At 51.0% G+C, this 26,145-nt stretch carries 20 protein-coding genes and 2 pseudogenes; 10 read left to right on the top strand and 12 right to left on the bottom strand.

Going from position 1 to position 26,145, the window contains the following annotated elements; translation table 11 throughout:
- The first annotated feature begins 156 nt into the window (after window positions 1-156).
- Window positions 157-3,294, top strand: coding sequence for a lantibiotic dehydratase (locus tag EL633_RS22960; RefSeq protein ID WP_161982361.1), 3,138 nt, complete (start codon window positions 157-159; stop codon window positions 3,292-3,294).
- A gap of 190 nt (window positions 3,295-3,484) precedes the next feature.
- Here EL633_RS22960 and EL633_RS22955 read toward each other — a convergent pair whose 3' ends face one another.
- The 4 genes and pseudogenes from EL633_RS22955 to EL633_RS36700 form a co-directional block, all read right to left on the bottom strand.
- Window positions 3,485-3,826, bottom strand: coding sequence for a DDE-type integrase/transposase/recombinase (locus EL633_RS22955; RefSeq protein ID WP_126629634.1), 342 nt, complete (start codon window positions 3,824-3,826; stop codon window positions 3,485-3,487).
- Between the two features lie 224 nt (window positions 3,827-4,050).
- Window positions 4,051-5,904, bottom strand: a complete 1,854-nt coding sequence (locus EL633_RS22950) for an ADP-ribosylglycohydrolase family protein (protein ID WP_126629633.1) — start codon at window positions 5,902-5,904, stop codon at window positions 4,051-4,053.
- Window positions 5,905-5,977: 73 nt separating this feature from the next.
- Window positions 5,978-6,106, bottom strand: coding sequence for a hypothetical protein (locus EL633_RS37885; RefSeq protein WP_281275922.1), 129 nt, complete (start codon window positions 6,104-6,106; stop codon window positions 5,978-5,980).
- A gap of 182 nt (window positions 6,107-6,288) precedes the next feature.
- Window positions 6,289-6,504 (bottom strand): annotated as a pseudogene (locus EL633_RS36700) (hypothetical protein); the annotation flags it as partial.
- Between the two features lie 316 nt (window positions 6,505-6,820).
- Between EL633_RS36700 and EL633_RS22945 the strand changes: the two are divergent.
- A complete protein-coding gene (locus EL633_RS22945; protein ID WP_126629632.1) occupies window positions 6,821-8,242 on the top strand; it encodes a SidA/IucD/PvdA family monooxygenase in 1,422 nt (473 codons plus the stop codon).
- Window positions 8,243-8,731: 489 nt separating this feature from the next.
- Here EL633_RS22945 and EL633_RS22940 read toward each other — a convergent pair.
- From EL633_RS22940 to EL633_RS22930, 4 genes and pseudogenes are all read right to left on the bottom strand, one after another.
- A pseudogene (locus tag EL633_RS22940) lies at window positions 8,732-8,970 on the bottom strand (RNA-guided endonuclease TnpB family protein); the annotation flags it as partial.
- An 80-nt stretch (window positions 8,971-9,050) separates the two neighbouring features.
- Window positions 9,051-9,296, bottom strand: a complete 246-nt coding sequence (locus EL633_RS22935) for a hypothetical protein (protein WP_126629630.1) — start codon at window positions 9,294-9,296, stop codon at window positions 9,051-9,053.
- A 412-nt stretch (window positions 9,297-9,708) separates the two neighbouring features.
- Window positions 9,709-9,831, bottom strand: a complete 123-nt coding sequence (locus EL633_RS37880; RefSeq protein ID WP_281275920.1) for a hypothetical protein — start codon at window positions 9,829-9,831, stop codon at window positions 9,709-9,711.
- Window positions 9,832-10,093: 262 nt separating this feature from the next.
- Window positions 10,094-12,844, bottom strand: a complete 2,751-nt coding sequence (locus EL633_RS22930) for a GH39 family glycosyl hydrolase (protein WP_161982359.1) — start codon at window positions 12,842-12,844, stop codon at window positions 10,094-10,096.
- 345 nt (window positions 12,845-13,189) lie between these two features.
- Between EL633_RS22930 and EL633_RS22925 the strand changes: the two genes are divergently transcribed.
- From EL633_RS22925 to EL633_RS22890, 8 genes are all read left to right on the top strand, one after another.
- Window positions 13,190-14,257, top strand: coding sequence for a LacI family DNA-binding transcriptional regulator (locus EL633_RS22925; protein WP_126629628.1), 1,068 nt, complete (start codon window positions 13,190-13,192; stop codon window positions 14,255-14,257).
- Window positions 14,258-14,332: 75 nt separating this feature from the next.
- Window positions 14,333-15,817 carry an ABC transporter substrate-binding protein gene (locus tag EL633_RS22920; protein WP_126629627.1) on the top strand — a complete coding sequence of 495 codons (1,485 nt, stop codon included), beginning with the start codon at window positions 14,333-14,335 and terminating at the stop codon, window positions 15,815-15,817.
- 127 nt (window positions 15,818-15,944) lie between these two features.
- A complete protein-coding gene (locus EL633_RS22915) occupies window positions 15,945-16,925 on the top strand; it encodes a carbohydrate ABC transporter permease (protein WP_126629626.1) in 981 nt (326 codons plus the stop codon).
- 27 nt (window positions 16,926-16,952) lie between these two features.
- A complete protein-coding gene (locus EL633_RS22910; RefSeq protein ID WP_126629625.1) occupies window positions 16,953-17,873 on the top strand; it encodes a carbohydrate ABC transporter permease in 921 nt (306 codons plus the stop codon).
- A 703-nt stretch (window positions 17,874-18,576) separates the two neighbouring features.
- Window positions 18,577-19,086, top strand: coding sequence for a DUF1453 family protein (locus EL633_RS22905; protein ID WP_161982358.1), 510 nt, complete (start codon window positions 18,577-18,579; stop codon window positions 19,084-19,086).
- A gap of 57 nt (window positions 19,087-19,143) precedes the next feature.
- Complete coding sequence (locus EL633_RS22900) at window positions 19,144-20,205, top strand: hypothetical protein (RefSeq protein WP_126629623.1); 1,062 nt, start codon at window positions 19,144-19,146, stop codon at window positions 20,203-20,205.
- A 104-nt stretch (window positions 20,206-20,309) separates the two neighbouring features.
- Window positions 20,310-22,067: a sensor histidine kinase gene (locus tag EL633_RS22895; protein ID WP_126629622.1), complete on the top strand. Its 1,758-nt coding sequence runs from the start codon at window positions 20,310-20,312 to the stop codon at window positions 22,065-22,067.
- Window positions 22,060-22,725, top strand: coding sequence for a response regulator (locus EL633_RS22890; protein ID WP_126629621.1), 666 nt, complete (start codon window positions 22,060-22,062; stop codon window positions 22,723-22,725). The genes EL633_RS22895 and EL633_RS22890 overlap by 8 nt, the downstream gene beginning before the upstream one ends.
- 440 nt (window positions 22,726-23,165) lie before the next feature.
- On the opposite strand, the gene EL633_RS22885 is transcribed toward EL633_RS22890, so the two are convergent.
- The 4 genes from EL633_RS22885 to EL633_RS38250 all read right to left on the bottom strand — a co-directional run bounded on the left by EL633_RS22885 (window position 23,166) and on the right by EL633_RS38250 (window position 25,587).
- Complete coding sequence (locus EL633_RS22885) at window positions 23,166-24,131, bottom strand: LLM class flavin-dependent oxidoreductase (RefSeq protein ID WP_246039236.1); 966 nt, start codon at window positions 24,129-24,131, stop codon at window positions 23,166-23,168.
- Between the two features lie 92 nt (window positions 24,132-24,223).
- Window positions 24,224-24,973: an SDR family NAD(P)-dependent oxidoreductase gene (locus tag EL633_RS22880; RefSeq protein ID WP_126629620.1), complete on the bottom strand. Its 750-nt coding sequence runs from the start codon at window positions 24,971-24,973 to the stop codon at window positions 24,224-24,226.
- A 316-nt stretch (window positions 24,974-25,289) separates the two neighbouring features.
- Window positions 25,290-25,493, bottom strand: coding sequence for a hypothetical protein (locus tag EL633_RS37335; protein ID WP_218027561.1), 204 nt, complete (start codon window positions 25,491-25,493; stop codon window positions 25,290-25,292).
- Window positions 25,417-25,587, bottom strand: a complete 171-nt coding sequence (locus tag EL633_RS38250; protein ID WP_218027651.1) for an Rrf2 family transcriptional regulator — start codon at window positions 25,585-25,587, stop codon at window positions 25,417-25,419. The genes EL633_RS37335 and EL633_RS38250 overlap by 77 nt, the downstream gene beginning before the upstream one ends.
- Window positions 25,588-26,145: the final 558 nt, after the last annotated feature.

Below are 26,145 nucleotides of genomic sequence, written 5' to 3'. Positions count from 1 at the left end.
TTGACGATGTCAAAAAGCCAGAAAATAGCCCCAAAGCGTGCTCAGCAAGCACCTTCTCTCTATACACCAGCGGGCTTTTTTATGATACGAAGCCCTGTTCTTTCTTTCAATGTTTACCGCTCCCTTGTTGCTCCCGCGAATGGTCTTATCCACAGGATGGATGACGAGAAATTCGCGGAGCTGCTAGCAAATGTCGCTCAAGAAACCAATAAAGTGCTCGGAATAGTAGTACAGTGTCCAGAAGTTGCGCAGGCTCTCATGGTTGCGAGCCCTTCTCTCTTTGAAAGTCTGCATTATCTACAACAACCCTTTTCCTCTCGTCGTCAAGAGCGAGTATATGCAAGCCTTTTACGCTACATTGTGCGTATGAGCACTCGTGCGACTCCTTTTGGCTTATTCTCTGGTATTGCTATAGGGATGCTGGCTGACGAGACCACAGCAGAAGTTGCGATGCCACCAGTGCAACAGATTTGTAGCAGCGTGGATATCAGTTGGCTTCTTGAAGTCGTGAAAAGCATGGAGCAGAATGAGGATATTCGCCCACATCTTCATATCATAGTCAACCCATCTGTCTATTGTGTCGGATCAAGAGCGGTTATTCCCTTTACAGATGCCGATAAAGATGGCAATATCCGCATGACAACGTTACAAATAACACCGGTTGTCAGCTCTCTCTTACAGGAGCGAGAATTAACACAAACGATAGGATCACCTCTCTCCTATCATATATTGCTTGGTCGCCTCCTTCTAGCATTTCCGCATATGCCAGAACAGCACGTTGATCGAATATTACGCGTGCTGCTCTATAAAGATTTTCTTCTCACTGACCTGCGCCCTTGCTTACTTGACAAGGATCCTCTCCTTTACGTACTGAAGCGTTTGCAGACTATTCCAGGGGCACAGTCTCTCTCCCAGGTACTTGGTGAGGTCGTCGCATCTACACTGCTTGTCGATCAGCTGAAATTGGAAGATCCTTTGGTGGCGCTCCATCAATTGAGAGAGGCCCAGGAAAAGGTCTATAGGCATACCAGGCCTTCGTATTCTATTGATACCACCATCAACATCAAAGAACCGCTCTTAAATAAGGCAATAGGTGATGCCGCATCTCAAGCGGCGGAAATATTGTTACGTATAGCTCCTCCCTCTTCCTCTTTTCATGCACTCCGTCGGTATCATGAAAAATTTATAGAAACCTATGGTATAGATGCAGAAATCCCGCTCTTAACACTGCTCAGCCCGGAAATAGGACTAGGACTTCCACAGGTATATACGGGAGAAGGGCAACACCATTTCACGCATACTCTCACCTCTGCTCAAGGCCCACAACACGATGCAATGCTTACAGCCTTGTTCGCGGAGGCACTTAACAAGGGCGTACAGGAAATTGAGTTGAACGCGTCCATGCTTGATCAACTTGCATCGTGTACTCCAAAGGTTCATACCCTTCCCTACAGTACTGTAGAACTCTATTTTCAGATTTGCGCGCGCTCACGTGAGGCGTTGGATACTGGAAATTGGCGTCTTGTTGTGGCACATCCACCTGCACTTTTGCCAGGTGGGAGAACTTTTGGACGCTTCCATAAGATGATGGACCAACAACAATTGGATGCCTTAAAACAATACATCAAGGCCGAAGAAGCCCTTTTCCCTGAGGTGATATTTGCTGAGTTGAATTATATTTTTCCCCTGGAGCGCGATATGAATGTTATGCTGCGCCCCCAACTCCGTTCCTATGAAATCGTCATGAATACATGGTCATCGGTCACACCGGAGAATCGTATTTCTCTTGATGATCTTGTCGTTGGAGTTCGCCCTGACCGCTTCTACCTCCGTTCTCTCCGTTTGGGAAAAGAAGTAGTGGTCTGCCAAAGCCATGCCCTTAATACTGAGCGAACACCTCCTCTGTGCCGTTTTCTCCTCGACGCCTCTTCAAGTGGCTATGCTCATCTTTCAGGTTTCGATTGGGGATGTCTACAGTCGGCACCATTTTTACCTCGTCTTCGTTATCAACAGATTGTGCTCTCTCCTGCTCAGTGGAGAGTACGCGTTTTTGATCTCCTCCCAGAGCGCCTGGAGTGTGATGATACTGTCTGGTTCCTTCGTATACAGCGATGGCGCAACCAGTGGTCTATTCCTCGTTTCGTGTATCTTGTTGAGGATGATAATCGTTTTCTTCTTGATCTGGAGCATCCTGGTTTTCTTGCTGAATTACGACGTGCCCTCAGTAAAAGTCCTGCCAATCGTGGTGTTCTTTTGCAAGAAATGTTTCCAGATGCGGAACAACTCTGGCTGCAGAATACACACACTGAGCCCTATGTTGCCGAGATTATCCTTCCGCTCATTCTGCGCCCCCCATTGGCAGAATACGCTGCAACACACTTTTTAGGCAAGCATGTGGAACGCATTGAACCCCATCGGGCTGTACGTCTTGAGGAAAGACGTCAGTTACCAGGGGCTGAATGGACGTCACTGAAGCTTTATACAGCAGCAAAGCGCCAGAACGATGTTATTACTGGTCCACTCAAAGACCTGGTCATCTCTTTGCAAGAACAACAATGTATGGATTACTGGTTTTTTATTCGTTATGCTGATCCAGATCCGCATGTACGCGTACGTTTCCACGCAACTCATTCACAGCATGAGCACCTTCTTCTTGCTGTTCTCGCGTGGAGTCGGAAGCTGATCCATGAGGGACTCATACAGAGTGTCCGTGTAGAGGAGTACAATCGAGAAGTCGAACGTTATGGTGGTCCACTTGCATTTCCCACCATAGAACACATTTTTTGTGCAAGTAGTAATATGGCGAGTGATCTGCTTACGCTGCAATCTGGTAGACACATGGCCTTCGATTCTATTGTTGCTGCGGTATGGAGTCTGGATCACTTCTTCGCTGCCTGGGGGGTGAATACGGAGAAGCGCCTTGTTTTTGTTCAAGAACTTGTGGATAGGTATGAATATGCAGATGTTTTTCGCTTAAGGCGTAAATTGTTACTTGGACTTTTTCTGCCAGAAGAGAATCAATATTTTACGGAAGAAGTAAAGAAGCAGAAAGAAATGTTGCTACAAATGCATGCGTCCAAGAGTGCTCTACTGCAAAAAAGTGCTCAGGTGTTTCATGAGTTGGCATTGCGTAAAGAGCTCTGGCAATCAGAGCATTCTCTCCTGAGAAGCCTCGCTCATATGCATCTCAATCGCCTACAAGGAATTGATCCAGAACAGGAAATGAAGGTCTATGCTTGCTGGAAATACACACTTGAAAGTAGCCAGAAGTATCTTTTTATTGGCGACCTTTGACGTGTCGAGTACCCAGTAAAAGAGACACCATCATAAGGAAATCAAAGGAGCACTGTGCAACTGATGATCATGAGCATAGTGCAAGGGTGAACAATTTCCTAAGCCCTCGTGAGGGCGTAACGTATGGTGAAAATTGATCCATGACTCTGCAGCGCCCAAGAAGTGGCCCAGGGTTTGATACGAGCGGCGTTCAGCTACCGCTCACTTGAAGCGTTTCAACGAACCGCTCGGCATAGCTATTGTCCGTTGGAGTTCCTGCACGACTCATTGATTGCGAAAATCCTTTCTGCAACAGCAGATCTTGGGTGCATTGAGCTTCATATTGTTTGCCTTGATCACTGTGCCAAATGGCTCCAGTAGTGGGAAAGGTCACGGTTTCAATGGCACTGGTCACCAAATCGGCGCGCATATGATAATCAAAAGCCAGTCCGAAAATCTGACGAGTCTGCTTCTCAAGAGCAAAACAGCCACGCATCCGTGATTGATCAGCCAAATGGACCTCAAAAATGTCGGAAAAGATCACGTGTTGCATGTCCTCCTCACTCAGTTCTCGAACCAGGTTGGGAGCCGTTTGCGCTGCCTTGCCCGGGTAGATGTACTTCTTCTTTTACCGTTTATTTTACCAGGTACGTTACATAGCATGACACTGAATGACATACAGCCTCGCAGCACCATTATGCGCGCTTCGAGGCTGTATCAGGAGCGATGGTTTCCTTACCATCAAAAGTAAGGGGAAGATTGTGAAAGAGCGCTGTGTTAGATAAAGAGCATATCGGTCAGATAATAGTAGGGGCCGGGCTCTTCAACATCACTGCCGATGATAGGAAGGATCATGATTGGCGCATCTGCTTGGTGCTGATTATGAGTGAATACAAGTGTGAGATCGTGTTGTCCTGCACGAACAAAGCACTCGCAGTAACTGCCCTCCTCTGGACGATGAAAGGTAGGGAGTGCACTCTCCGAAGCCAGGCTGGTGAAAATGCTCTTCCCATCTATTTGAACCTCGATTGGCATGGGCGCTACAACAATGAACCGTACCATACGGTCGTATGGATTGTCCAGGATGGTACTTGCCTGTATAACTCCTTCGTAGGCTTGCAGTTGTGAAGGCACTACCAGGTTATCGCCTGCGACTAGCGATGGCACACGCATGTTCGGATCTTGTGTGGTAAAGACCCAGTTTTTGGCAGGCACCAGAGCCAGCGGAAAAGTAAGCGTGTTCCAAAGAACACCAGTATATTCTGGTTGCAAGCGCAGCATGACTGCATACGCAGGCTTTATAACGTTATTGGAAGTCACAGGCAGGCTATAGGTTTGTGTGGATAGCGCAGGCAAGGCAACCTCTATCTTCTCCTCAGAGGACCAGCCTTCAGGCACATCCAACTGGAGTGTGCCCCGCCAGACATGATCGCGCCTGTTTGTTAACGTTGTAATCAAGATCTTTGTCTGACTCCGACCGATAGCAGGTTGTTGATCCTGGAACACGACAGAGACTGCAATGCTATCTTCAGTGAGACTATTCTCGGATTGCTGTGGTCTGGTAACGAAAGGTTGGAAGTCTGTAGACGTTGTAGGCAGCAATGCCTGTAATGTATCCGCGCAAGTGTGGTTTTGCCAGAAGGCCTGAACCTCGTGGGCGACGTTGAGGGTTCGCTCGGTCAACTCTTCTAAGGTCCGTGGCGCATGAAGAAAGCGAATTGGTTCACTGAGCACGACCTGGTTGCCTATGGGGTGGCTCAAGTGTTCAGGAATAGCGCTATCACCCATCATGATGCCAAGAATAGCACCAAGAGTGGCTCCGGTACAATCGGTATCATAGCCACAGTTGATAGCGGTCAGGATTGCATGTTCAAAGTTGGTACCATACAACCAGCCAAGGATTGTGAACGCAATATTTTGAGGGGCATCAGTAAAATTCTTATGACCAAAGTGCTTGAGAATGCTTGTGCGTGCCTCCTGCCAGGACATACCTCTCGCATGACAGGCGATAACATGTCTGACGGCTTGCGCGACACGGCAGTGCTCAGGAATATAGTGTAAGCCACAGGAAATCAACTGCTCACGGTCACTTTCCACGAAGGCCTGACTCTCAATAGCCGCAAAAAACATCTCGCCATACATACCTTCACCCCCAGCATGATCCACCAGAGCATCTTGCCAGGCATAATAGGTGGCAATATCGGGGCGTCCTGGTGTCAGCATGGCCCAAAGCTCTGAGCGTATCGATGCTCCCATACAGTCTATGAATGGATTGTTGAACCAGCCAGCTAGCGGTGGCGTCAAACCGCGTCTCAAGTTCGCAAGCGCATAACCATATTCATCAAATGGGAAAAAGACATGCTCCAACCATTCCCGGCCTAATTGTAAGGCTTGTAAGCGTGGACCATACTGTTCCAACGCATGTAAGTTGACTAATTGTAGGTCGAGGTCATCATTGGCGGCGGGAAGTGAAATCGCGTGGTCGTAGCCACTTACGTTGAGGAGGCGCATGTCTCTCTCATATGGCATACCAAGGGTACCACCAATCGATTTACCCAGCCAACCAGCATAAATTTTGCGATACCAGCGCTGCTCTGTTGTTTGTATGTCGTTTGTTGTAGAGGATAGCACGAATACTCTTCTTCTTTCTTTTATGAGTGGAACAATAATAATAGACAGAGATTTGTGTGTCTATAAATGATGCTTATGCAAAACGCAGAGTAAAACGGAAGCGAGCATCATCTTCGTACCACATGGTGAAATTGGTCCCCCAGGTATTATTGTAGCGATTAAAGCTCATACCTCTGGTAAGATCCAGTTGAGCCTGCATCATGCGCAGTACCAATAAATACGTGTCTCTTACAAAGGCATTACCTACGCTCAAAATCGTTGGGTTTCGACAGTATTCCTGTGATAATAGCGATTCTATCAGGAATCTGTACCAAAAGATAGAGCAGAACGATTATTTGAACGAAACAAGATGAAAGAAACGTACATACGATCCTGAAGTGTTCTTCAACTGACCACCAGAGCCGATTCTTGTGGGATCTCGCGCCTGTTCATGCCGGGATAGCAGCGCTGGAAGGTCGCTGGTAAGGTGTCATCTAACACACGCGTTCGGACTTGTGCTAGCAGATGAGCGCCGCGCCTGGTCCAGCGCATTTGCTGCTTTTTGACAAATCGCTTGCTGATGATCTGGTTGACTGAAGATTCGGTGAGAGAGGAGGAGATTTCTAGGGAGGTAAAAAGGTCCGATCGCGCTTCATCGTGCGATGCGTAGATAGTCCTTCCTACACATTCATCTTTTCACGTTCCAAAGAACGATTCTGCCACTGCATTATCCCAACAGTTCCTTTCGCGCGACATACTCGTCTGCATCCCTGATCGTTCAGCCACCTCGCGTAGCGAAGGGGTAGCCAGCAGAGATTCGTCCCTCATGGCAAGTTCATTGCCATATGACCCACTAGTTGCAAAGGAAAGCCTATCCATTGTAGAGTAGTGAAGGTGCCATTACAACGATTGTTTGTTGGATACAAGGATATATTTGATGCGTTATACTTCTACTTCCTATACTGAATCGGGTCATCTGCAGCTCGTAACACCAGCTGCAGAGAGCGACCCCCAGCGCCGGCAGCAACCCACTCTGCTCGTTCTGGGCGCGGGACCTAAGGCGATCGCCATTGCTGCCAAGCGAGCTATGATGGCCAGGTTAGGCTACGCGGTACCGCGCGTTGTGCTGATCGATCGTCTGGGAATCGCGGCCCATTGGTCGGGTGACAACGGTTTTACTGATGGACGTCAGTTGCTCGGAACCCGTCCAGAAAAGGATATTGGATATCCTTATGCCTCCACCTGTTGGGAAAGCGGAGCGTTGAACCGAAAAATCAATAGCGAGATGCTCCTGCTTTCCTGGCACAGTTTCCTGATCGACAGCGGAGGGCGCTATGCCGATTGGGTGGATCGTGGGGGACTGCATCCACCGCATCGCCAATGGTCACATTACCTGCAGTGGGTGGCCTCCAAAATACAGCCCGAACTGGCCGTTGCCGAGGTGCAGAAGATCAGCAGCAGTATGGAACGCTGGCAACTCCAGTGCGCGCCCGCAGATGGGACTACGGAGCCACTTACTCTTGAGGGTGATGGCCTGGTGATCACTGGTCCGGGTACCCCGCTTACCATCGAGGGGCAGCCGTACCAGCATCCGCGTGTCATGGATGGCGGCTCGTTCTGGTTACACGTGGACGAGTTCGCGCGTAGTCGTTTCTCTCTGAAGAAACCGCTCACGATTGGCATTATTGGCATCGGCGAGACTGCTGCGGCTATCATTCTTGCCCTGCTCGATTCCCTCAGAGCACAGGTCTTCATCGAAGTTATCAGTCCTTACGGCGTGCTTTATTCACGCGACGAGGGCTTTGAGGAGAATAATCTCTTCTCCGATCCCGATGGTCGGTCCGCGAACCTCTATGGCATCCATCGGCATCAGGCCAACTGGCTCCTGCTTAGCGAGGAAGACCGGCGTGAATTTGTGCGTCGTACCGATCGAGGAGTCTTCTCTCTGCATGCTATGGAAGAGATTAACCGCGCTGAAAATGTGCGTTCGGTTGTGGGTACTGCGCAGCGTATGGAAGCGACCGAGGATAGGGTCATAGTGGATACCATCTATGGGGGGAAGACGCAGCGCGACGAATATGATTATGTCATCGTCGCGCGTGGCTTTGATGCCCTCTGGTTTACAAAGCTGATGGATGCGCAGACGTATGAACGGTTAGCCGGAGTCACGAGCTCGCTGGATAGGCGTGCAATCGAGCGCTCGATTGGTGTAGATCTCACAGTAGGCCAGTTCGCGCCGCGGCTTCACCTGCCCATGTTGGCGGGTGTTGCGCAGGGTCCCGGTTTTCCCAATCTCAGCTGCCTGGGCCTGCTCTCGGATCGTATTCTCTCCTCTTACGGCCATTCGATCCTCGAATAGCAGGTACGCCAGCTGAGCGCTGTACGTGCTCAATGGAACGGCAGGCGGGTGTTCATTGAGCACGTAGTACGAAGTATTTGCTCGCTTCGCTGTAAAAACAGCTGAATCGAGGCCAACAATCATCCCACCATCGACTCAATACCCCCTGTGGTGCCTACTAACTTGTGTTCTATGGTGCTTTTTCGCGAGGTGGTTCTTTCGCCTGTGAATCTGGTTCGTCGTTCGGCAACGGTTCGTAGGCGAGCTCTTGCTTGCTTATCATATGCTTGTATATTGGCTCGACATTGACAATGCGTGAGGGGGGCAGATTGAACCAGCGGCGCCTCAAGCAGGTGGGTGAGCAAAAACGGAGCTACATAATCTGCCTGGAATGTCTGTTTATAGCTGTGGCACTCAGCACGCCCTCAAGGGATGGCGGCTTCTTCCACTCCTGCATACGCCACTGTTCGAGATAGAGAGTGTTGCTACAACTCACTGAACAGGGGGAATGGACGAGGAATAGTTGAGGGCGCCACTTTGGGATTTCAGGTTGCCCAGGTGCTCAAACACCAGCGCACTCGCCTGATGCTGACGAGCAAAGTGCACAATGCGCGCACTAATCAGGTGCGCGACCTGCTCATCCCCATGACGGGTTTTCTCCCAGAAGGCCATATTATCTCGGGTTGGTTCTCGGCCAGAATACCCGTCTGATGACGGTTGCGGTCGATACGTCCAAGCAGCCGCTTCCTCCTGGTGCGAACTCAACCCCACAGGAAGCACAGATAACACCTGCCTGTCGCTTGTATTGATATTTCCCGCATGCGCAGGACTAATCGAGTATGAGTCCAAAGATGGTTTTGTAGAAGAGACCATCTTTGACTGGTTTCTGCGTGCGGTAGTGTAGGGTCTCTGCATTCGTGACCTTATACGAGACACAAATGGAGGTGAGAGACACATGCGATTGGACAACCAGTTCGACTTCTGCTCCAGGTACGCAGGTTTCGTTGCGCGAACGTGACCTGTCGACGACAAACGTTTGCAGAATCCTTTCCCCTCTTGGTTGCGCCTCGAGCACAGTGTACCTTCTCCGTACAAGACCTGTTGTGCATCATTGGAGATGCGATGGGAGGTGAAGCCGGTGCGCGGCTGAGCCAGCGATTGGAAATGAAGTGCAGCCCCATCGGGAGCCGGTAGGGGGTCAGTGGAGAAGGAGGGTGATGGTGAGGGGGAGGCAGACTGTTGGGTATTGTGAGTGAGGCGTTTGTGCTGGAGGTGACGCGAAATTGTGGATGGACTGTGGCGGGCCGGGTGCGCTGTTGGCTGGACAAACATGCCGCTGCCTGGTCGACTCCTCTATTTCCAGTTCATGAGAGGCATTCATGACAGTATTGGAATGAATTGTCAGTCTCATTCCCACTTCACGCATAGGGTTCAACAGGTCTGCTGGTGTAAAAAGCCCAGGCTCAGATATTGCTTCAGCTGCTTATTCAAATCTGTTTCTCAAGTTGGTGGATGGTGGCTTGGACTAGCATGTCGGTATCGGCCAGTTCTTCAGCGATATCATACATGGCTTGAATTGCGTGTAGGCGACCTGGTTCAATCCGGTCCACCACGAACTTGCCTAGCATCTCATGGGCGTAGGCGAGCATCCTGAAGATGCGCTGCGTAAACTGGCCATCCCTTTGATGTTGGTGTGTCTCTGAACGTGTGCCTGTGAGGATAGTATATCCGAAGATTTCACTACGCTACAAAAGTGGTGAAAGCGCATATTGTACTAGGCGCTGATTTTATAGAATCTTGTAGGTATTAAATACAGATAAGGCATTCCAGATTTTAAATCTGGAATGCCTTATCTGTATTGGTTGGGATGGATCAATTGGAGAGACTGATGTCATCGATATAGCCACGATAGCCACCGGTGTTAAGGGGCTGGTCATAGCCGATATTGATGCGGCTAATAGTTTTGCCCGCAACATTGTCACCAATGTTTGAAAGCACATTGTTCCAGGAATCCAGGGTCAAAGTGTTACATTGATAGGCTGGATGAAGCCTCTTTCCATGTTGGTCAACTGCACCAGAGTCACGCAGGCTGGTGCCATCGGTAAAGATCAGATCAAGCGCGACACAGGTACTATTCTTGCCGCGGGCAAGGTTGTTGGCATTTGAACTTTGTGGGTAGATCCAATAAGAGAGTTTGGTGCTTGCACCAACCTTGATATTCTTGCTGCTCACATCAAACACTTTATCGTACGCATACGAGCCATTACTGCTGTTATCCAGACCAGAGTACATCAAGGCTGCGCTACCAGTGTGAGCGACCTCATTGCGGGTGCCCGCCTCAGGACCCGTCAGGCCACAGCAGATGCCGTTGACATTGGAGATATTCCCACCAGGAAAATTGGTATCAATCGTATTGCTCCAGGTTGGCTGGATATCGCTCCCCTCCAGGCCGGTCGAGAACAAGCTACTTTGACCGCCATTACCGTTCTCGGTGAGTAGCGTCACAGAGAAGGCCGGTAGATTCAGAGTCCCAATATTGTTGACCGTGCTGGTGGTCAGTCCAGCAGCTGAGAATTGGTTCTGCGTAAAGCTATCGCTGGTCGAGGCACCGCCCGTAAAACTACTCGTAACCTGACGAGGATTGGAACTACGATTGATCAGCATATAGGTATAGCCATGCGCGGTTTTGACCGCAAAGGGAACGATCGTATTTTCAGTATCCGTGGTCGTGGCCACACGTGATCCGATACCATAGGTATTCATCAACTGCAAGAATTGTCCACCGGGCCTCAACTGATAGGTGGTAGGGCTGGAATTAGGATCGATCTTACCATAGATCCCATCGGCATCATTCCAGGATTGCAGGACATCGGTACCATTGCGCAAAAAGTAGTTCATGGCCAGCGCATCATAGACGACGCCCTTATAGTTTGTCATACGTACATCGTGGGTCTCATACGTCCAGCTGATATTGTATTCGTCAAACCAGAGTGGAATATGTTTACTCCCACTGGCCGCATCCAGAGCCTGACGCACAGCGACCACATCATTGAGTGAACCCTGATTCGAGACTGGATTGTAGATCCGATTATAGATGTAGGCATCTGAATCTGAGGCACTACCACTGGCATAGCCGTGGATCGAAAGGAAATCAAGCGTGGTTGGATTGCTCTGGTTGACCGTATTGGTAATAAAGTTTTTGACTCCAGCGATCGTATCAGGTCGCTCCAGAGCAGGTCCCCCTACCTGAATGCTCGGATCAACGTTTTTCATGGCCACCACCGCCTTATTATAGAGTGTGGCCAGCTCAGCCATTTTATCCGGGAAGGAGGTGCTATGAGCCTTATTATAATCGGCGATATTCTGGTTATAGGCCTGATCCGTTTCGTTTGGCAACTCAAAATATTTGACGCCTCGATGTTGATCAATGTTCACAATCTGCACCAGTTGAGCGCAGAAGGCCGCATAGGCATCAAATTGATTGCTGGCCAGCAGGCCCGAGGTAACGGTCGCATTGCCATTATTGGGATCAGTAATCTGGTACGTTGAGAGCCAGCCGGGGAAGCCCGGAATATTGATCAGGACCGCTGGTTGGTAGCCCTTACTCTTCCAGCTATCAACCCCATCCAGGATCGTCTTGATATGGGTGGCGTCCCAGGTTTTCGCGCTCGTGTTGACCCAGCCGCGACTATCGGTCGAGGAATCGTTGAGCAGGCCAGCATAATGCAGACGGATACTCCCAGCATTCATACTGGTGATGGCATTGGTATAGCTGGCATCAGACAGAACACTGGGATCAAGGGCAGAAAAGCCATTGGTGCCATAGGCCAATGGAGAGATGGTGCCCTGCGCATTGGACCAATCCACCCGGGTATTCACTGTAGGTTGGGTGATCGAGACATGATCAAAGGTGGCCGTGCTGGTATCGCTATCGTTGCCACTGGTCACCGCCAATCCTACCCAGGCATCAACCGCCAGATTATCAAGGATGTCCGAACCTACCTGGCTCCAATTGTTGCCATCCGCAGAGGCTGAAGCCGTAATGGTATTGCCAGCGCGTACCAGTTTCAACCAATAAGGACTGGCATAGGTGTCCGACAATGAGGTATAGCTGGTATCTCCACCAGCGGTCAGACGGCGTTGAAAGGTAATGGTGCCACTGGCATTCAGTTCCAAAAAGCTATTGACCGCGGGGGGCCAGCCGTTGAGGTCACTGCGGATCATCACACCTGCTTTGGCATTGTTCGTACCACCCGTTAGACCGGTGACATGGGCCACAATGGTACCATCGCCATAGAGTGGTTGGTAGAGATAATGAAATTTATCGTAGGTATATTCTACGATCCCGGACCCGTTCACGGTAAAATTTCCATTGCTATAGCTGGCACTCCCCGCCACGCCAACGGTACCAATATCACCATCTGACCATGGGGATGGTAATGATGATGCGTGGACATCCTGACTGGTGAGGAAGATCGAAGAGCCAAAGAGCGCGCTCAGAAGCAGGAGACAAGAAAAAAAACTGAAGAGCCTGGCATGTCCTGTACGTTTCAATAAGGGAGAGGATTGGATGCTGTCCACCAGGTCAGCCATCCAACGGTGTAAGCAACGAGTTACAGTCATCGTAAACCTCTTTCTTGCTTGGAGGATTGGCAAATAGAATGCACACTCATCCATGAGTGTAAAGGTGAAACACACTGGCCCACTTTCTTATTTTGTTCAAAATATTTCAATGAAATAAAGCGGGCATGATTCAGTGGAAGTCTCAACAAAAGCATAACTGAGAAATATAAATTTGTCAATATATTCCGTAAATACAGTTCTTTCCTGGCTAGTTTAGCGCTGTCTCTTTTTGAAAAGTAGCAGAATAACGAGTTTTTGGGCATGGTAGCTAAAGCACTTGACAAAAGATGGATTGAACACTACCATTTGATTAATGAAATTTATTGAAGACAGGCAAATAGTTCAATGAGCAAATCTGAAAACAAACAGCGACCCACAAAGATCTCACTGCGAGATGTTGCACAACAGGCAGGGGTATCAATTGGTACTGCCTCAAATGTTTTTTCAGGTAAAACCTGGGTAGCACCTGAAACACGTGCACTGGTCATCTCAACGGCAGCGCAAATTGGCTATGTGCCTCGTATCCATCCTGAGGAAGAGCCACCCGTCCAGTCGGAAACAGAAAGGGCCGTCACGCTGGGACTGATTATTCGGAATACACCTATTCCGCTGGTATCAAATCCCTACTATGGCCCAATTCTACATGGGGCCGAGCGCGTCTGTTCTGCTCAGGGTATGAGTTTGATGTATGGAGTTGTCGATGAGCAAGTAAGCAATATCAATGATTTTCCGATCATGATCCAACGCAATCTCATCCAGGGCTTGCTGGTCGTGGATTATTTCAATCCAGCCTTTTTCTCGACCCTGGAAAGATCAGCCATTCCCTTTGTGATGCTTGAGCATAAGCTGGATACCATTGCTACCGATAGTGTCACCATCGATGATGAGTATGGAGGCTATCTGGCAACACATTATTTGTTGCAGATGGGACACCTCACGCCACCGCCAGCAATGATCGCCAGTTCACGCTTACTTTTAAGCGTAACCAGTCGCATCAAAGGATATCATCAGGCGCTATCCGAAGCGGGCGTCGCTCCTATTGGGGAGTATATACGTAATGGCGACCTCAGTGTGGGAGGTGGCTATCGAGAGATGAGTGCCTTACTTGACTTGCCCCAACCACCGAGCGCGGTTTTTTGCTGCAATGACCTGACCGCAGTGGGGGCATTCAACGCCTTACAAGAGCGAGGCGTGAAAGTACCCGAGGAGTGTTCATTGATCGGCTACGACGATATCGAAATGGCCAGTCAACTCACCCCTCCACTCACCACGATCCGCTCAGAAACAGAGCTACTCGGCATGCAAGGAGTCTGGCATTTATTAGAGCGCCTGCAGTATCCCAATCTTGCGCCACGCCATACCTTACTGCGCGTCTCACTGATCGAACGCAATTCAGTAAGAAAAAAGGTCTGATCCTTTCTTTCAAATGTTCTTTTTTTGTTTGGCTGACACGGTTGTCATAACTACGCAACAAGGAGTATTTTCTTTATGAATACATCCAGGTACTCACGCCGAGCCTTTTTGCGCAACACTGCTGTTACCCTTGGATCGGCCGCTGTGGCCGAAAACCTGCTCACCGCATGTACAGTACCGGGGGGTGGAGGTACAGCCGCCGCCAATACCGTGACCATCAACTACTGGGATTGGTTTATCAGTCAGGCCCCCTGGGTAGACAATGAGATCAAACTATTCCAGCAGGCACACCCCAATATTAAAGTCAAGAAGACAACCCAGGCGGTCGATAAATACCCGGATCTCTTTGCATTGGCCGAAAAAGGCAATAGCACCCCGGATGTCTTTATGATTCCTTCCCAGCCTGATTTCGTGACCCAGATCAACAATAAGTGGGTGAGGCCAGTCGACGACATTGTGCCCGCTTCGTTTAAGAGTCGTTTTCCTGATGGCGCGATCCGGGAGGGCAGTAACGTCATCAACGGCAAGCTGTATAGCGCCCCCCTCTCAACAGGTGGACCCTGGGCCCAGCTTTACCTGGATAATCAGAACTTCAAGCAAGCGGGCCTGTCAAATGCCGATGGCACGCCCAGAGCTCCCCAGACCTGGGATGAGATCATCAATGCGGCTGAGACCATCAAGAAGAAGAGCAATGGCGCGGTCAATGGACTCTACATTGGAAACAAAGAAGGCAACCAGCTAGCCTGGGGCTTCCATATGTTTGCCCTGGCAGCTGGCGCTCCGGGGGGCGCCTGGGGCAACGATTATCGCACAGGCAAATTCACCTATGCCAGCAACCGTACCTATCAAGATACCATCGAGTTTTTGCTGGAGTTCAAGAAACGTGGCCTGGTCAACAACAATGCATTGACTCTTGGCGATGAACTGGCACGCGTCAACTTCACGCAACACAAAGGTGGCATGATCATCGGTGGTGTGTGGAACCAGGCCTCCTGGGCCGCGGCAGGCTATAAAGAATATGGGATGACCTCACTGGTTCCTCCCAGCGGAACCCCTAAAGCCTTTTTCTATACATCAACTGGCGGAACATTTGTTGCGGTGAGTGGTAATACCAAACATGCAAAGGAGGCTGGCGCCTGGTTCGACTGGATCTACAGCAAAGAGGCGGGTAAACGCTGGGTACAGATGGGTGAAGACCTTTCGATCTTCGCAGAAAACAATAATCCCTCAATTGTGGCAGACAATAAAACCTTCGCCCAATATGTTCAGGAAATCAAACTGGCCCGCCTGGGACCTGATCCGACGGTACGTAATCCTGATGTCGCCAAAATCAAGGTTCCCAGTTATACACCCAGTATCAACGATCTCCTCACAGGCATCTGGTCTGGCCAGGTGAAAGATATTCATGGGGCACTCTCAGAGCTCGAAGGCAAAGCCAACGCGGCCCTGGCTCAAGGCATCAAAGATGCACAGGGGCAGGGACTCAAAGTGAGCGCTCAGGACTATATCTTCACAGATTGGGATCCGAACAAAGACTATATCACCAAACCAAAAGCGTAAGTATCTTTCCCATCCGTATACGTCATTCAGCCAGAGATCATTGTCTACCTCAGGCGCTGATCTCTGGACATAATGCATGTCATGTTGGGCAGAGATGCCTATGCTCAATGAAGAGAAAGGATACATAATGCACGTACCCTTTAGCGCCAATACCCGACGTCCATCCTCCCGCACTATGTTGAAAAGGGAGCTCATAACCAACCTGTGGGCATATCTTTATCTTGGTCCAATGCTACTCCTTGTCTTTACTTTTACGGTCTATCCCATTTTTGCCTCAGCCTTTTACTCCTTCTATAAATGGGATGGTATCGGGCAACTCTCACAATATGTCGGCTGGTTTAATTTCCAGTCCGTTGCGCGGGATACCTTCTTCTGGACCTCCGTTGTGCACACGATCATTTTTACGGTCTCCGTAGTCTCGATCCAGCTCACCCTGGCTTTAATCCTGGCTTTGATCCTAAACAATCCACGCCTGAAATTCAGCACGTTCTATCGAGCCGTTTATTTTGTACCGGTCGTCACCTCACAGGCCGTGATTGGCATCGTCATTCAACTATTACTCACCACCTCAGGGAGTCAGTTCAGCGATTTTCTCACCAATCTGCATATCACCTCAACGTCCATCGATTGGTTAGGCAATCCTTTCTGGGCCTTTGTGATCCTGATCATCGTCGGCATCTGGAACTACCTTGGCTCCAACATGATCAACTTCATGGCCGCCCTGCAATCCATCCCCGTCGAACTCTACGAGGCCGCACAATTGGATGGCGCCAATGCTCGTCAACGCTTCCTCACAATTACGGTGCCACTGCTCAAAACAGTCGGCGGCGTCATCGCCATCCTGGCATTTCTGGGGGCGCTCGGGACATTTGACCTGATCCAGGTTGTCACCAACGGCGGACCATTCTACGCCACCGAAATGGTGAGCACGTATATTTACCACAAAGCCTTTGGTGGTTTTGGTGCCCCAGGTATTTCTGGTTCCCCGAACATTGGACTCGCCTCAGCGGCTTCATTTATCTTTGGTGTCATGATTCTCGGCTTATCAGCTGGCCAGGTCGTGATAGCCCGCAACGCCGCGCGTATCCGTAAAGAGATCAATGGATAGCTGAGGAAAGAGAGGAAGGAACATACGATGAGTACATTGTTAACCAGGCAGCAGGGCAAACAGGCCGAGACAAACTTTGCTCGCCAACGACCGAAAAAAAGCAGACGGCCCCTGACATGGAGTACCCTGCGCGAGGCCAACCTTGTCACACATGCCATTCTACTAGTTGGAGGATTCTTCTGGGTCTATCCTTTTTTGTGGGCCCTGGGCACCTCCTTGAAGAGCGTGCAGGAATTTACCAGTAGCGGACTGAGCCTCTGGCCTCAGCAGCCGCAATGGGCAAATTATCTGAATGCCTGGAATGACGCCTCATTTGGCCAATATTTTGTGAATACGGTCTTCACAACCATCTTCACCGTGGTTTTTGTCGTCATGTTCACGTCCATGGCAGGCTATGTCCTGGCAAGAGTACGCTTTGTCGGCAAGAAAATCATCTTTGGCATTATTGCCCTCACCCTTTTCCTGCCTCATGGCTATACCATCGTTCCCATCTTCGATATCGTCCAGCGCCTGGGACTGCTCGACACCCTCTGGTCAATTATCCTGGTACAGGTTGCAGGCGGCATGGTCTTTAACACCCTGCTCTTTTCCGGTTACTTTACCACGATCGGAAAAGACATGGAGGAAGCGGCCCGTATTGATGGAGCCAGCTTCCATCAGATCTTCTGGCGTGTCATGTTTCCACTTGCTGCGCCAATGATGGCCACCGTGGCCCTGATGACCTTTATCGCAGCCTGGAACAGCTATTTTATTCCGCTGGTCTTCACCCTTGGCAATCCAGAACTGCGTACCCTACCTGTCGGACTCTACACCTTCTCCGCTGAACATGCGACCAGTTGGACCTTGCTCTGTGCCGGATCTGTAATGTCGCTACTCCCCATCATCATCATTTTCGTCTTCCTACAACGCTACTTCATCCAGGCCGTCGCCGGGGCTATCAAAGGCTAAAAAACAGAATGCACAGAGTATGCAGGCACCTGCTTGCATACTCTGTGAGGAACAATTATTGAGATGAAGATGATTATTTGCGCGGATAATGGAAATAATTTGCATGTCTGATTGCCGCCTCCTTAGTGGAAAGACGCATGTAAAAGATCAGAAGTATTATTTACTTCTGATCTTTTAACGGTGCCGATTGTATTATTCTAGCTTGGGTCATAAAAAACAGAAGAGCTTCTTTCAATTCACATCTCCACGTTCCCCTTTGGCACACCCTGGTCAATGCGACGGCGCACAGCAGGCAGCGACTCGGCCTGGGGCAAGGAGCGCGTTGGCGAACGACCTTTCTGAGGACCAGAGCTTCACCTGCTCTTCATTCGCCACATTGCCGGTGGCTGTCCACAATAACGCTTGAAAGCTCGGCTGAAAGCCGCCTCTGATTCCCATACTACTTTATAAGACGTGGAAGCAGATGAAACAGGCTTGAAGCCTTGATTGTATGTCTTGCCTTCCCATTGTAGCTGATCTCCATCACTGGCCTTGCAGATTGCGATACCAATCTGACCTTAGCCGTGCTCAGTGGAACAACGAAGCCTCCCCCAAAGGGGGGAGGAGAAGACCCCTTCCTCAAGCGATGTAGCGAGCGCGTTTCTCCTGTATTCTTTTGACAAGAACAATGTTACACAACTACAAGATACAGGAGATAAAAATAATGTCTACATCGCTTCTCACAGTCCTCGTGACCAGCGCAATTCTCATCTACCTCATCATTCGCCAGTTCCAGGAAAGAGCCGTGCAGCCTGCTCTACTACTCCTGCTACCTGCGCTCGCGCTCTACATTACTTACGTGCATCTCGTCAGCGCGTTTTCACAGCCAGTGACGAGCATGGCTTTACTGCTAGCGACGTTGGGTATTGGCCTGCTGCTCGGTTGTCTGGTCGGCTTCTACCGGGCGGGAGTGGCACGCATACGGATCGACCGCGCAACCGGTGACGTGCTGGCGAAGGCGAGTAGAGCTGGCATTCTCATCTGGGTGATCCTGCTCGTTGCCAAGCTTACAACCTCAGTGATGATCTACGCTCAGCTGCTGCATGCATCGGCTCCGCTATCGCTTGTCGTCGCCCTGGTCAGCATGCTCTTTCTGGGCAATGTGCTTGCAGGGAACCTTACTCTGTACCTACGCTTCCGTAGGGCGACCCAACTGGCGGTGAGGCAGGGATAAATAATAGCACAGCATGCAGTGAAACAGACAAAATATACAAAGGAAGGAACGTATTCCATGACCAGTTCTTGCATCGCTCTGACGAAGAGCAGCGTTTCAATAGAGCAACCGGTGAGCAGCCTGCGCTACGACTGGTTGGCCGCATTGTTGGGTATTCTTGGCACAATGGGTGCTTATCAAGACCTGTGGGCACATACCCATGTGCCTCAACTGGAAACCTTTTTCACTCCCTGGCACGCCGTGCTCTACGGTGCATTTCTCCTCTACGCCGGATTTCTTGCAGGAACGGCACTGCTCAATCATGCGAAAGGCTACGCCTGGCTGCGCTCTATGCCCAGAGGGTATGAAATCGCGCTCGTGGGCGTCTTCATCTTTGCCGTCAGCGGGGTGGGAGATCTCATCTGGCACCAGCTGTTTGGAATTGAGAAGAATATCGAGGCACTGCTCAGTCCCACCCACCTGGGATTAGGACTCGGTGGCTTTTTGATGAAGCTGGCTCCGCTGCGAGCAGCGTGGTATCGTTCGCGCGAAGAGGAGCTGCTTGGCTGGCGAGCGTTGGGACCGGCGCTGCTCTCTCTGGTCTGCCTGCTGACAGCCTTCACCTTCTTTTCATGGTTTGCCAATCCCTTTGTCTTCCCGGTAGCAGCCATCAAGGCATCCGGTAGCCTGACGATAGATTTTTCCATCCAGGGTCTGGGAGTAGCCAGCATTCTTTTGCAGGTGGCGCTCCTGATGGGTCCACTGCTGCTGGTGGTGAGGCGCTGGCAACTGCCCTTTGGCGCTCTAACGCTCGTCTTTACCTTGATGGGGGTGGCGGCGAGCGTCCCAATGGATACCTACTACCTGTTGCCAGTCCTTCTGCTGGGCGGACTGGGAGCCGATCTCTTGCTGCGTATGCTCAAACCAGCAAGCGATAGAGTGGGTGCGCTGCGCACCTTCGCCTTTCTGGCTCCAATCGTGCTCTACCTGCTCTACTTTATAGAGCTAGCGCTTGTGGCTAGAGTCGCCTGGACAATCCATATGTGGATGGGATCATGCCTGCTGGCGGGGGTAGTCTCGCTACTGCTCAGCTACATGCTGTTTTCACCTGCCAGTCTCAACGGGTATCGCAAACAGTAGCGGTCCTGGGCCTTCCACACGTCATCTATTTGGAGTATGATGGCGTGTGAACTTCTTTTTCAACGATCTCTAGCTTTACGACGGAGAGGGAGGATGCAACAGCATTGTCATCATCAAGCTTTCATGTGAGGATCGGCGTCTCGCTGCAGTTTTTCTTGAGCCATCTTCTGGCTGGTTGTCTGGCCCTGGGATTTTTCTTCCTGCTCTTCTTCTCCGGCCTCCCTCTTGCACTTGCTGTTGCGCTGACGGGGTTGGCAGCAGGAGGGCTTGGCCTGTTGTTCACTGCAAATCTTCAATATAGCCTGTCGCTACTTGAGGTGGCGCTGGTTCGCTTTGTTGAGGGATTACCCATTGAATGTTTTGTCGGGTGGCGCTGGCCGCTCTCTCCGCTCTTCACGTTGCTCGATGCGCTGACCGTACAGACGAAAGCGTTGATCCGCAACGAGGACCTGATGCGTGAGTTTCGTGAGCAATTGCTGCGCCAGGAAAGGGAGGCGGCAGCACTAGAGGAGCGCAATCGCATCGCCCGCGACCTCCACGATTCGATCAAGCAGCAGCTCTTCGGTATTAGCATGAGCGCTGCCGCTGTCAAGACGCACTGGCATAGGAGCACGCAGGATGCGGAGGAGGCATTAGAGGATATCCAGCGCAGTGCGAAGGAGGCACAGGTCGAGATGGTGGCTTTGCTTCAACAGTTGCGCGCCTCTCCTCTTGAAAATACAAACCTTGCCAATGCCCTTCAGACGCAGGCTCAGGCGCTTGGATATCGGACGGGGGCGCAGGTGCAGGTCACTATCGAAGAGTTACCTCCGACTGATCGTTTGCCCGCCACTGCTCAAGAGACGGTCTTCCGCATCGTGCAGGAGGCTTTTGCGAACATCTCGCGGCATGCGCGTGCCAGCACGATCATTCTCTCGCTCTATCAGAAAGACGACGCACTCGTGCTCGATATTGAAGACGATGGGCAAGGCTTTGATCCAGCCAGAGTACAAAAGGGCATGGGACTTTCTAATTTGCGTGAGCGTGCTGTGAGCCTGCATGGTACTTTGCAGATCGAGAGCGCTCCCAGTCGCGGCACCAGCATTCATTTGAGCCTGCCTCTGCTCGATACACTGTCAATGCGGGAGAAGCGTGCGCGCGAGGAGCTTGAGATCAAGAGGGCATCAGAGCAGGCGTCTTGGTATCTGCAACTAGGACAGAACGTTGCCCTGATCACCGTGGTCCTACTCTCTCTAGGCGGCTCTTTTGCAGGCTCCTCCCTTGTGCTGCTCCTTGCTTTTCTCAGTATCGGGATCCTATGCTACGCCTGCCTGAATACGCATTTCACCATCACACGCATCGCATTCTATCGTGGCGAGGATGAGCAAGAGGTGCTTTCTTTGCGTCAAAGGGAGCAAGGGATGTGGCTCTGGCTGCTCGGTCTCCTGTTGGCAGGCTGCTGGAGTACAGGTATCTTTCTGTTATCGCGGCCTCTTCCGTTTTTGTGGGAGATCGAACTGGCCTTGACCCTCGTGCTGCTCTTTTTGTATGGGCTGATGCGTAGGCGGCGCAGTATGTACCTCAATCGCTTCTTTGAGAAGTTACCTGGGCAACGGTTGCGTTGGGAGATGGAGGAGCGCAGGCGTCGCATTGTACGCATGGGACGGGGCTGGCTGGCATTTCTGGCAGTTGATGTGGTCGTCTACCTGCGCACAATGAACTTTTCGCTCCCGCCTCCCACGGCGCGTGACTGGGTCAGCTATGGACTGACAGTCCTGCTCCTGCTCTACGGGGCCCTGATCTTGCTGGATTGGCAGCAGTTGAGGTGCTGGCAGAACCTGCTCACAGCGAGGCTGGTACAGGAGGAAGGAAACAATGGTTGACAGGATCAAAGTGGTACTGGTAGATGACCATCGTATTGTACGGCGCGGCCTTCAAAGCTTTCTGAAAGCCTTTGAGGATATCGAGATGGTGGGGGAGGCATCAAGCGGTGAAGAGGCGCTGGCTCATATCGAAGATTGGCTCCCCGACGTAGTGGTGCTGGATATGCTGATGCCGGGTGGAATTGATGGGATCGAGACCATACGCCGTCTGCGGGCCCTCTCCCCCAATGTCAAAATAGTAGTGCTCACCAGCTCTGCTGACGATGCGCGTGTGATAGCAGCGTTGCGGGCGGGAGCTATCGGCTATGTACGGAAAGAGGCCGATCCAGATCTACTATTGGCCTCCATACGTGCCGCAGCTCGTGGTCAATCACTACTTGATCCTGCAGTTGCCAGGATCGTAATGCAGGAATTGATGCGCAACGAGCCGCACAGCGCCTCGCTCACCCAGCGGGAGCAGGAGGTTCTGCGCCAGCTTGCCCTGGGTCGCACAAATCCAGAGATTGCCACCGCCTTAACGGTTAGTGAGGAGACGGTCAAGACACACGTCGGGAATATCCTGACTAAACTCCAGCTCGCACATCGGACGCAGGCGGTGATCTATGCGCTGAAGAAGGGTATCATATCGCTGGATGAGATTGATTTACCACCCAGCTAGCCTGCTGACGCGAGTTAGCCTACGTTCGCGCGAAAACGTGAAGCTTGGTCCTCACTTTACCTGGATTGTCAAACAACACAGATTTTCATCACATTGTCAGGTATTCACCAGAAAGTTTCATGAGCCGCCAGTACTCCGGCCTTGACAATGTGAGATGGCTCCTTCACCTCGTTTTGCTTGGTATCCTACCCTGTCAACACCTGCGCTATTTCTGCCTAGCTGTACAAGTAGTTATCTTTTGGTACAACAGGAAGTACAATGGTTGAGCAATGGAACGTATCATGAAACACCTCTTGATCAGCGGCCCGCATCCTGGTACCAGTCACGATTGGTTCTCCCGTTCCAAGATTGCGAACGAACATTGGGTGTGCTCCGCTTTTCGGTAACATTTTTATTTGACTTGGCACGGACGTCTAGACCACTAGTTGTACCTTCTATCCCTACAACTGTCCGACCATCTGTGCTAGCTGCGTTGTTTCCCGAACCTCATCGGAAACCGAGACCGGACCGATGACGAGCTCGTCAATGCCCTCATGGAGTATTTCCAGGAGGTGCTCTTTTATCTGGCTTATATTTCCATATACTAGGAGCTTTTCGAGCAGCGTGTCGGCGACCGCATCCACTTCCTGAATCGAGAAACCTGCTTTAACGAGCATTTTGCGGTAGAATGGACTTTTAATATAGAAGCCCAGGCCCTTTCGCCCCGCCTTTAATGCGGCTTCCCGGTTCTCGGTCAGCGCGACTGGTACATGCGCAACAATGGGAGGACGGGTTCGCCCAACGGAGGCTGCCCCTGCGCTGAGAGCTGGAAGGGCTGTATCGAGTAAGTAGGGGATTGGACACAGAAACGGCAGGATGCCATCGGCCATTTCTCCTGCCAGGCGGAACGTCGCAGGGCCGAGCGCTGCTATCAAGACTGGGATGGGGGCAGGAGTCGGGAACGAGAGATCCGCCGAGAAGAAGTGCCCTTGATGATGGATGTCTCCCTGCTGGAGCAAGGGAATAAGTACCTGCAAGTATTCGCGTAGATAGGAGAGTTGCGACTCCATCTCGACTCCGTAGATACTCTTTGCCAACTCGGTCGTTCCAACACCGACGCCTAATCTTAGTCGGTTGGGAGCCAGGCTATAGAGGCTCAGCGCTTGCGTAGCCAGGAGCACCGGATGGCGAGAAAACACCTGGATGATTGCGGTCCCAAAGATCAGGCGTGACGTGCGCTCCGCTGCCGCTGCCAATGTGGTTAGCAGATCAGGATTCCCTGCCCAGCCCACTGGTAACCAGACCTGGCGGACCCCAGCCTCTTCAACGTTCACAAGCGTGTTTACGAGAGATAAGGGATCGGTGGGCCAGATCATCATCCCTATACGTTCCTGGGGAGGACGGGGGTTCGATAGATATTCCATCATAGCTTCTCTTTCTTGTGATACTCCTCTGTCTATCCAGGACTGAGGACACTGAGATCGCGGACGTTTCCATAAAACGCCCGCGATAGGATTACCTAGATCTGTGCCTGCCCACCATCGGCGAACAGTTCAATTCCGGTCACAAAACTACTGTCATCTGAGGCGAGAAACACGACCACTTTCGCAATTTCGTCAGGATCGGCGAGCCGTCCCATTGGAACCGTACTCGCAAGGAAATTCCTCATCTGCTCCGCCTGCTGCTCGTCTGGTGCCAATCCGCTAAGTCCTGGGGTGTTGACTGGACCTGGACTGACGGCGTTGACACGGATATGGCGCGCTTGTAAATCAAGTGTCCAGCTTCGTGCAAATGACCGGACGGCTGCCTTGGTTGCACTGTACACACTAAACGCGGCTCCACCTTTGATCGAGGTGGTGGATGCATTGAGAATGATGGAGCTGCCGTCCCGCAGGAGCGGAAGCGCCTTCTGGACGGTGAAGAGCAGTCCTTTCACATTGCCGTTGAATGTCTTGTCAAAGTGCTCTTCGGAAATAGCTCCTAAAGGAGCGAATTCTCCACCTCCAGCGTTGGCAAAAAGAACGTCGATTTTCTCGTGTTGCTGCTGAATGCGTGAATACAGACGATCAAGGTCTGCGAGATTGGCAACGTCACCCAGAACCCCGGTCACGTTCTTGCCAATCTGTCTGACCGCAGCGTCTAGTTCGCTTTGACGGCGGCCAGTGATGTAGACATATGCGCCCTCAGCAACAAAGCGTTGTGCTGTAGCCAGACCAATACCGGTACTTGCACCTGTGACGAGGGTTACTTTTCCTTCAAGTTTATTCATGTGTTTGTCTCCAATATAACGTTTGAAAGCCCTGAGCAAATGAGCTACGTTGTCATTAAATTTGTAACTGATGCAGTTACAAATATGAGTAAAAAAAAGCGGCAAGGGAGCTCTCCCAGCAAAATTGTAACTGATACAGTTACACCAGCAAGTAAAAAAAGGAACACCTTCCAGAACCAGATTCCGCCTGATACTTGACAAGATCTGGTTGTTCTGCACTCGCTGATCATAGCATTCCCACTCCTTCGGTTGGCCCTTGAGGAGAGAAAGCACGTGTCTCCTCTAACACATCCGCTACCATCACCTGCTCGAGCTGCTATTTCATCGCGGCTTCGGCATCGCTATAGAAGCGTTTGAGTGCGGGTTGAACGCCTCTTCCAACAGGAAAAGACTGATTGGGAAGTGCATGGTGAAGCTCGAAAAGCGGCTCTTGCTCAACGGCATCATAGACAATCTCGCAGGGAGATCTTTTCAGAAGGACGAGCCAGTGTCCACCCGGCACCCGGGCCGCGCTGCGCATTGACCAGTTTCGCTTTGAGAAGTAAACCCGAAATCCGCCGAAGAAAGACGGGATTCGTGTTGACACTATCGGCGATCTGATTGGAATTTAAGATCTCTTGCTGTTGTGATGCTCATGCCATCGAGGTGACAATATGCAGTGCCACTGTGAAACGAGTATTCGCGCTCATCACTTTTCTTTTCCTCTAATGTAACTAGTATAGTTACATTAATAGCTGTTGTCAAGAGAGTAGTAGCTCGTAATGTTTTCTGCTTCTTCCCCGGTTCGCTACACACACACGCCCTTATCCCGGCGCCGCAGGCGCGAGGAGTTATGTGCCTTCCTGGCAGGAGCATCAAGTGGGTAAACTCTTTAGGTGTCAGGTGGACTCTCCTTGCTCCAAGTTTTTCAACAAGTTCCCACTTCGCAAGATAGGATGCTTCCATTGGCTCTGGAGAGCTGGAGAGCTCGACCGTTCAAGGTCATGAGCATGGTTTCTTTTTCTTTGGTAACGTGGATTTTCTCAAGCGTCATTGGTTTTTTTCTTCCATTCCTACCACACATATGGCACAATCTGTGATTCGCCAATCTCTTTGTCCTCGCCAGTGACGCATATGCTGTCCCCTGTCTGGCTCTCATCCTTGCTTGACATCCCTCACACCATCAGGCCGGT

The sequence above is a fragment of the Dictyobacter alpinus genome (assembly GCF_003967575.1).
Classification (GTDB): domain Bacteria; phylum Chloroflexota; class Ktedonobacteria; order Ktedonobacterales; family Ktedonobacteraceae; genus Dictyobacter; species Dictyobacter alpinus.
Note: the sequence above shows the minus strand (reverse complement) of the source record. Positions and strands in the feature narration are given on the sequence as shown.

Bases quoted from the DNA above. Each gene is read 5' to 3' on its own strand.
- EL633_RS22960 (WP_161982361.1), top strand. From the start codon at position 157: ATGGATGACGAGAAATTCGCGGAGCTGCTAGCAAATGTCGCTCAAGAA.
- EL633_RS22955 (WP_126629634.1), bottom strand. From the start codon at position 3,826: ATGCAACACGTGATCTTTTCCGACATTTTTGAGGTCCATTTGGCTGAT.
- EL633_RS37885 (WP_281275922.1), bottom strand. From the start codon at position 6,106: ATGATGCAGGCTCAACTGGATCTTACCAGAGGTATGAGCTTTAATCGC.
- EL633_RS22945 (WP_126629632.1), top strand. From the start codon at position 6,821: ATGCGTTATACTTCTACTTCCTATACTGAATCGGGTCATCTGCAGCTC.
- EL633_RS22930 (WP_161982359.1), bottom strand. From the start codon at position 12,844: ATGACTGTAACTCGTTGCTTACACCGTTGGATGGCTGACCTGGTGGAC.
- EL633_RS22925 (WP_126629628.1), top strand. From the start codon at position 13,190: ATGAGCAAATCTGAAAACAAACAGCGACCCACAAAGATCTCACTGCGA.
- EL633_RS22920 (WP_126629627.1), top strand. From the start codon at position 14,333: ATGAATACATCCAGGTACTCACGCCGAGCCTTTTTGCGCAACACTGCT.
- EL633_RS22915 (WP_126629626.1), top strand. From the start codon at position 15,945: ATGCACGTACCCTTTAGCGCCAATACCCGACGTCCATCCTCCCGCACT.
- EL633_RS22910 (WP_126629625.1), top strand. From the start codon at position 16,953: ATGAGTACATTGTTAACCAGGCAGCAGGGCAAACAGGCCGAGACAAAC.
- EL633_RS22905 (WP_161982358.1), top strand. From the start codon at position 18,577: ATGTCTACATCGCTTCTCACAGTCCTCGTGACCAGCGCAATTCTCATC.
- EL633_RS22900 (WP_126629623.1), top strand. From the start codon at position 19,144: ATGACCAGTTCTTGCATCGCTCTGACGAAGAGCAGCGTTTCAATAGAG.
- EL633_RS22890 (WP_126629621.1), top strand. From the start codon at position 22,060: ATGGTTGACAGGATCAAAGTGGTACTGGTAGATGACCATCGTATTGTA.
- EL633_RS22885 (WP_246039236.1), bottom strand. From the start codon at position 24,131: ATGATGGAATATCTATCGAACCCCCGTCCTCCCCAGGAACGTATAGGG.
- EL633_RS22880 (WP_126629620.1), bottom strand. From the start codon at position 24,973: ATGAATAAACTTGAAGGAAAAGTAACCCTCGTCACAGGTGCAAGTACC.
- EL633_RS37335 (WP_218027561.1), bottom strand. From the start codon at position 25,493: ATGCGCAGCGCGGCCCGGGTGCCGGGTGGACACTGGCTCGTCCTTCTG.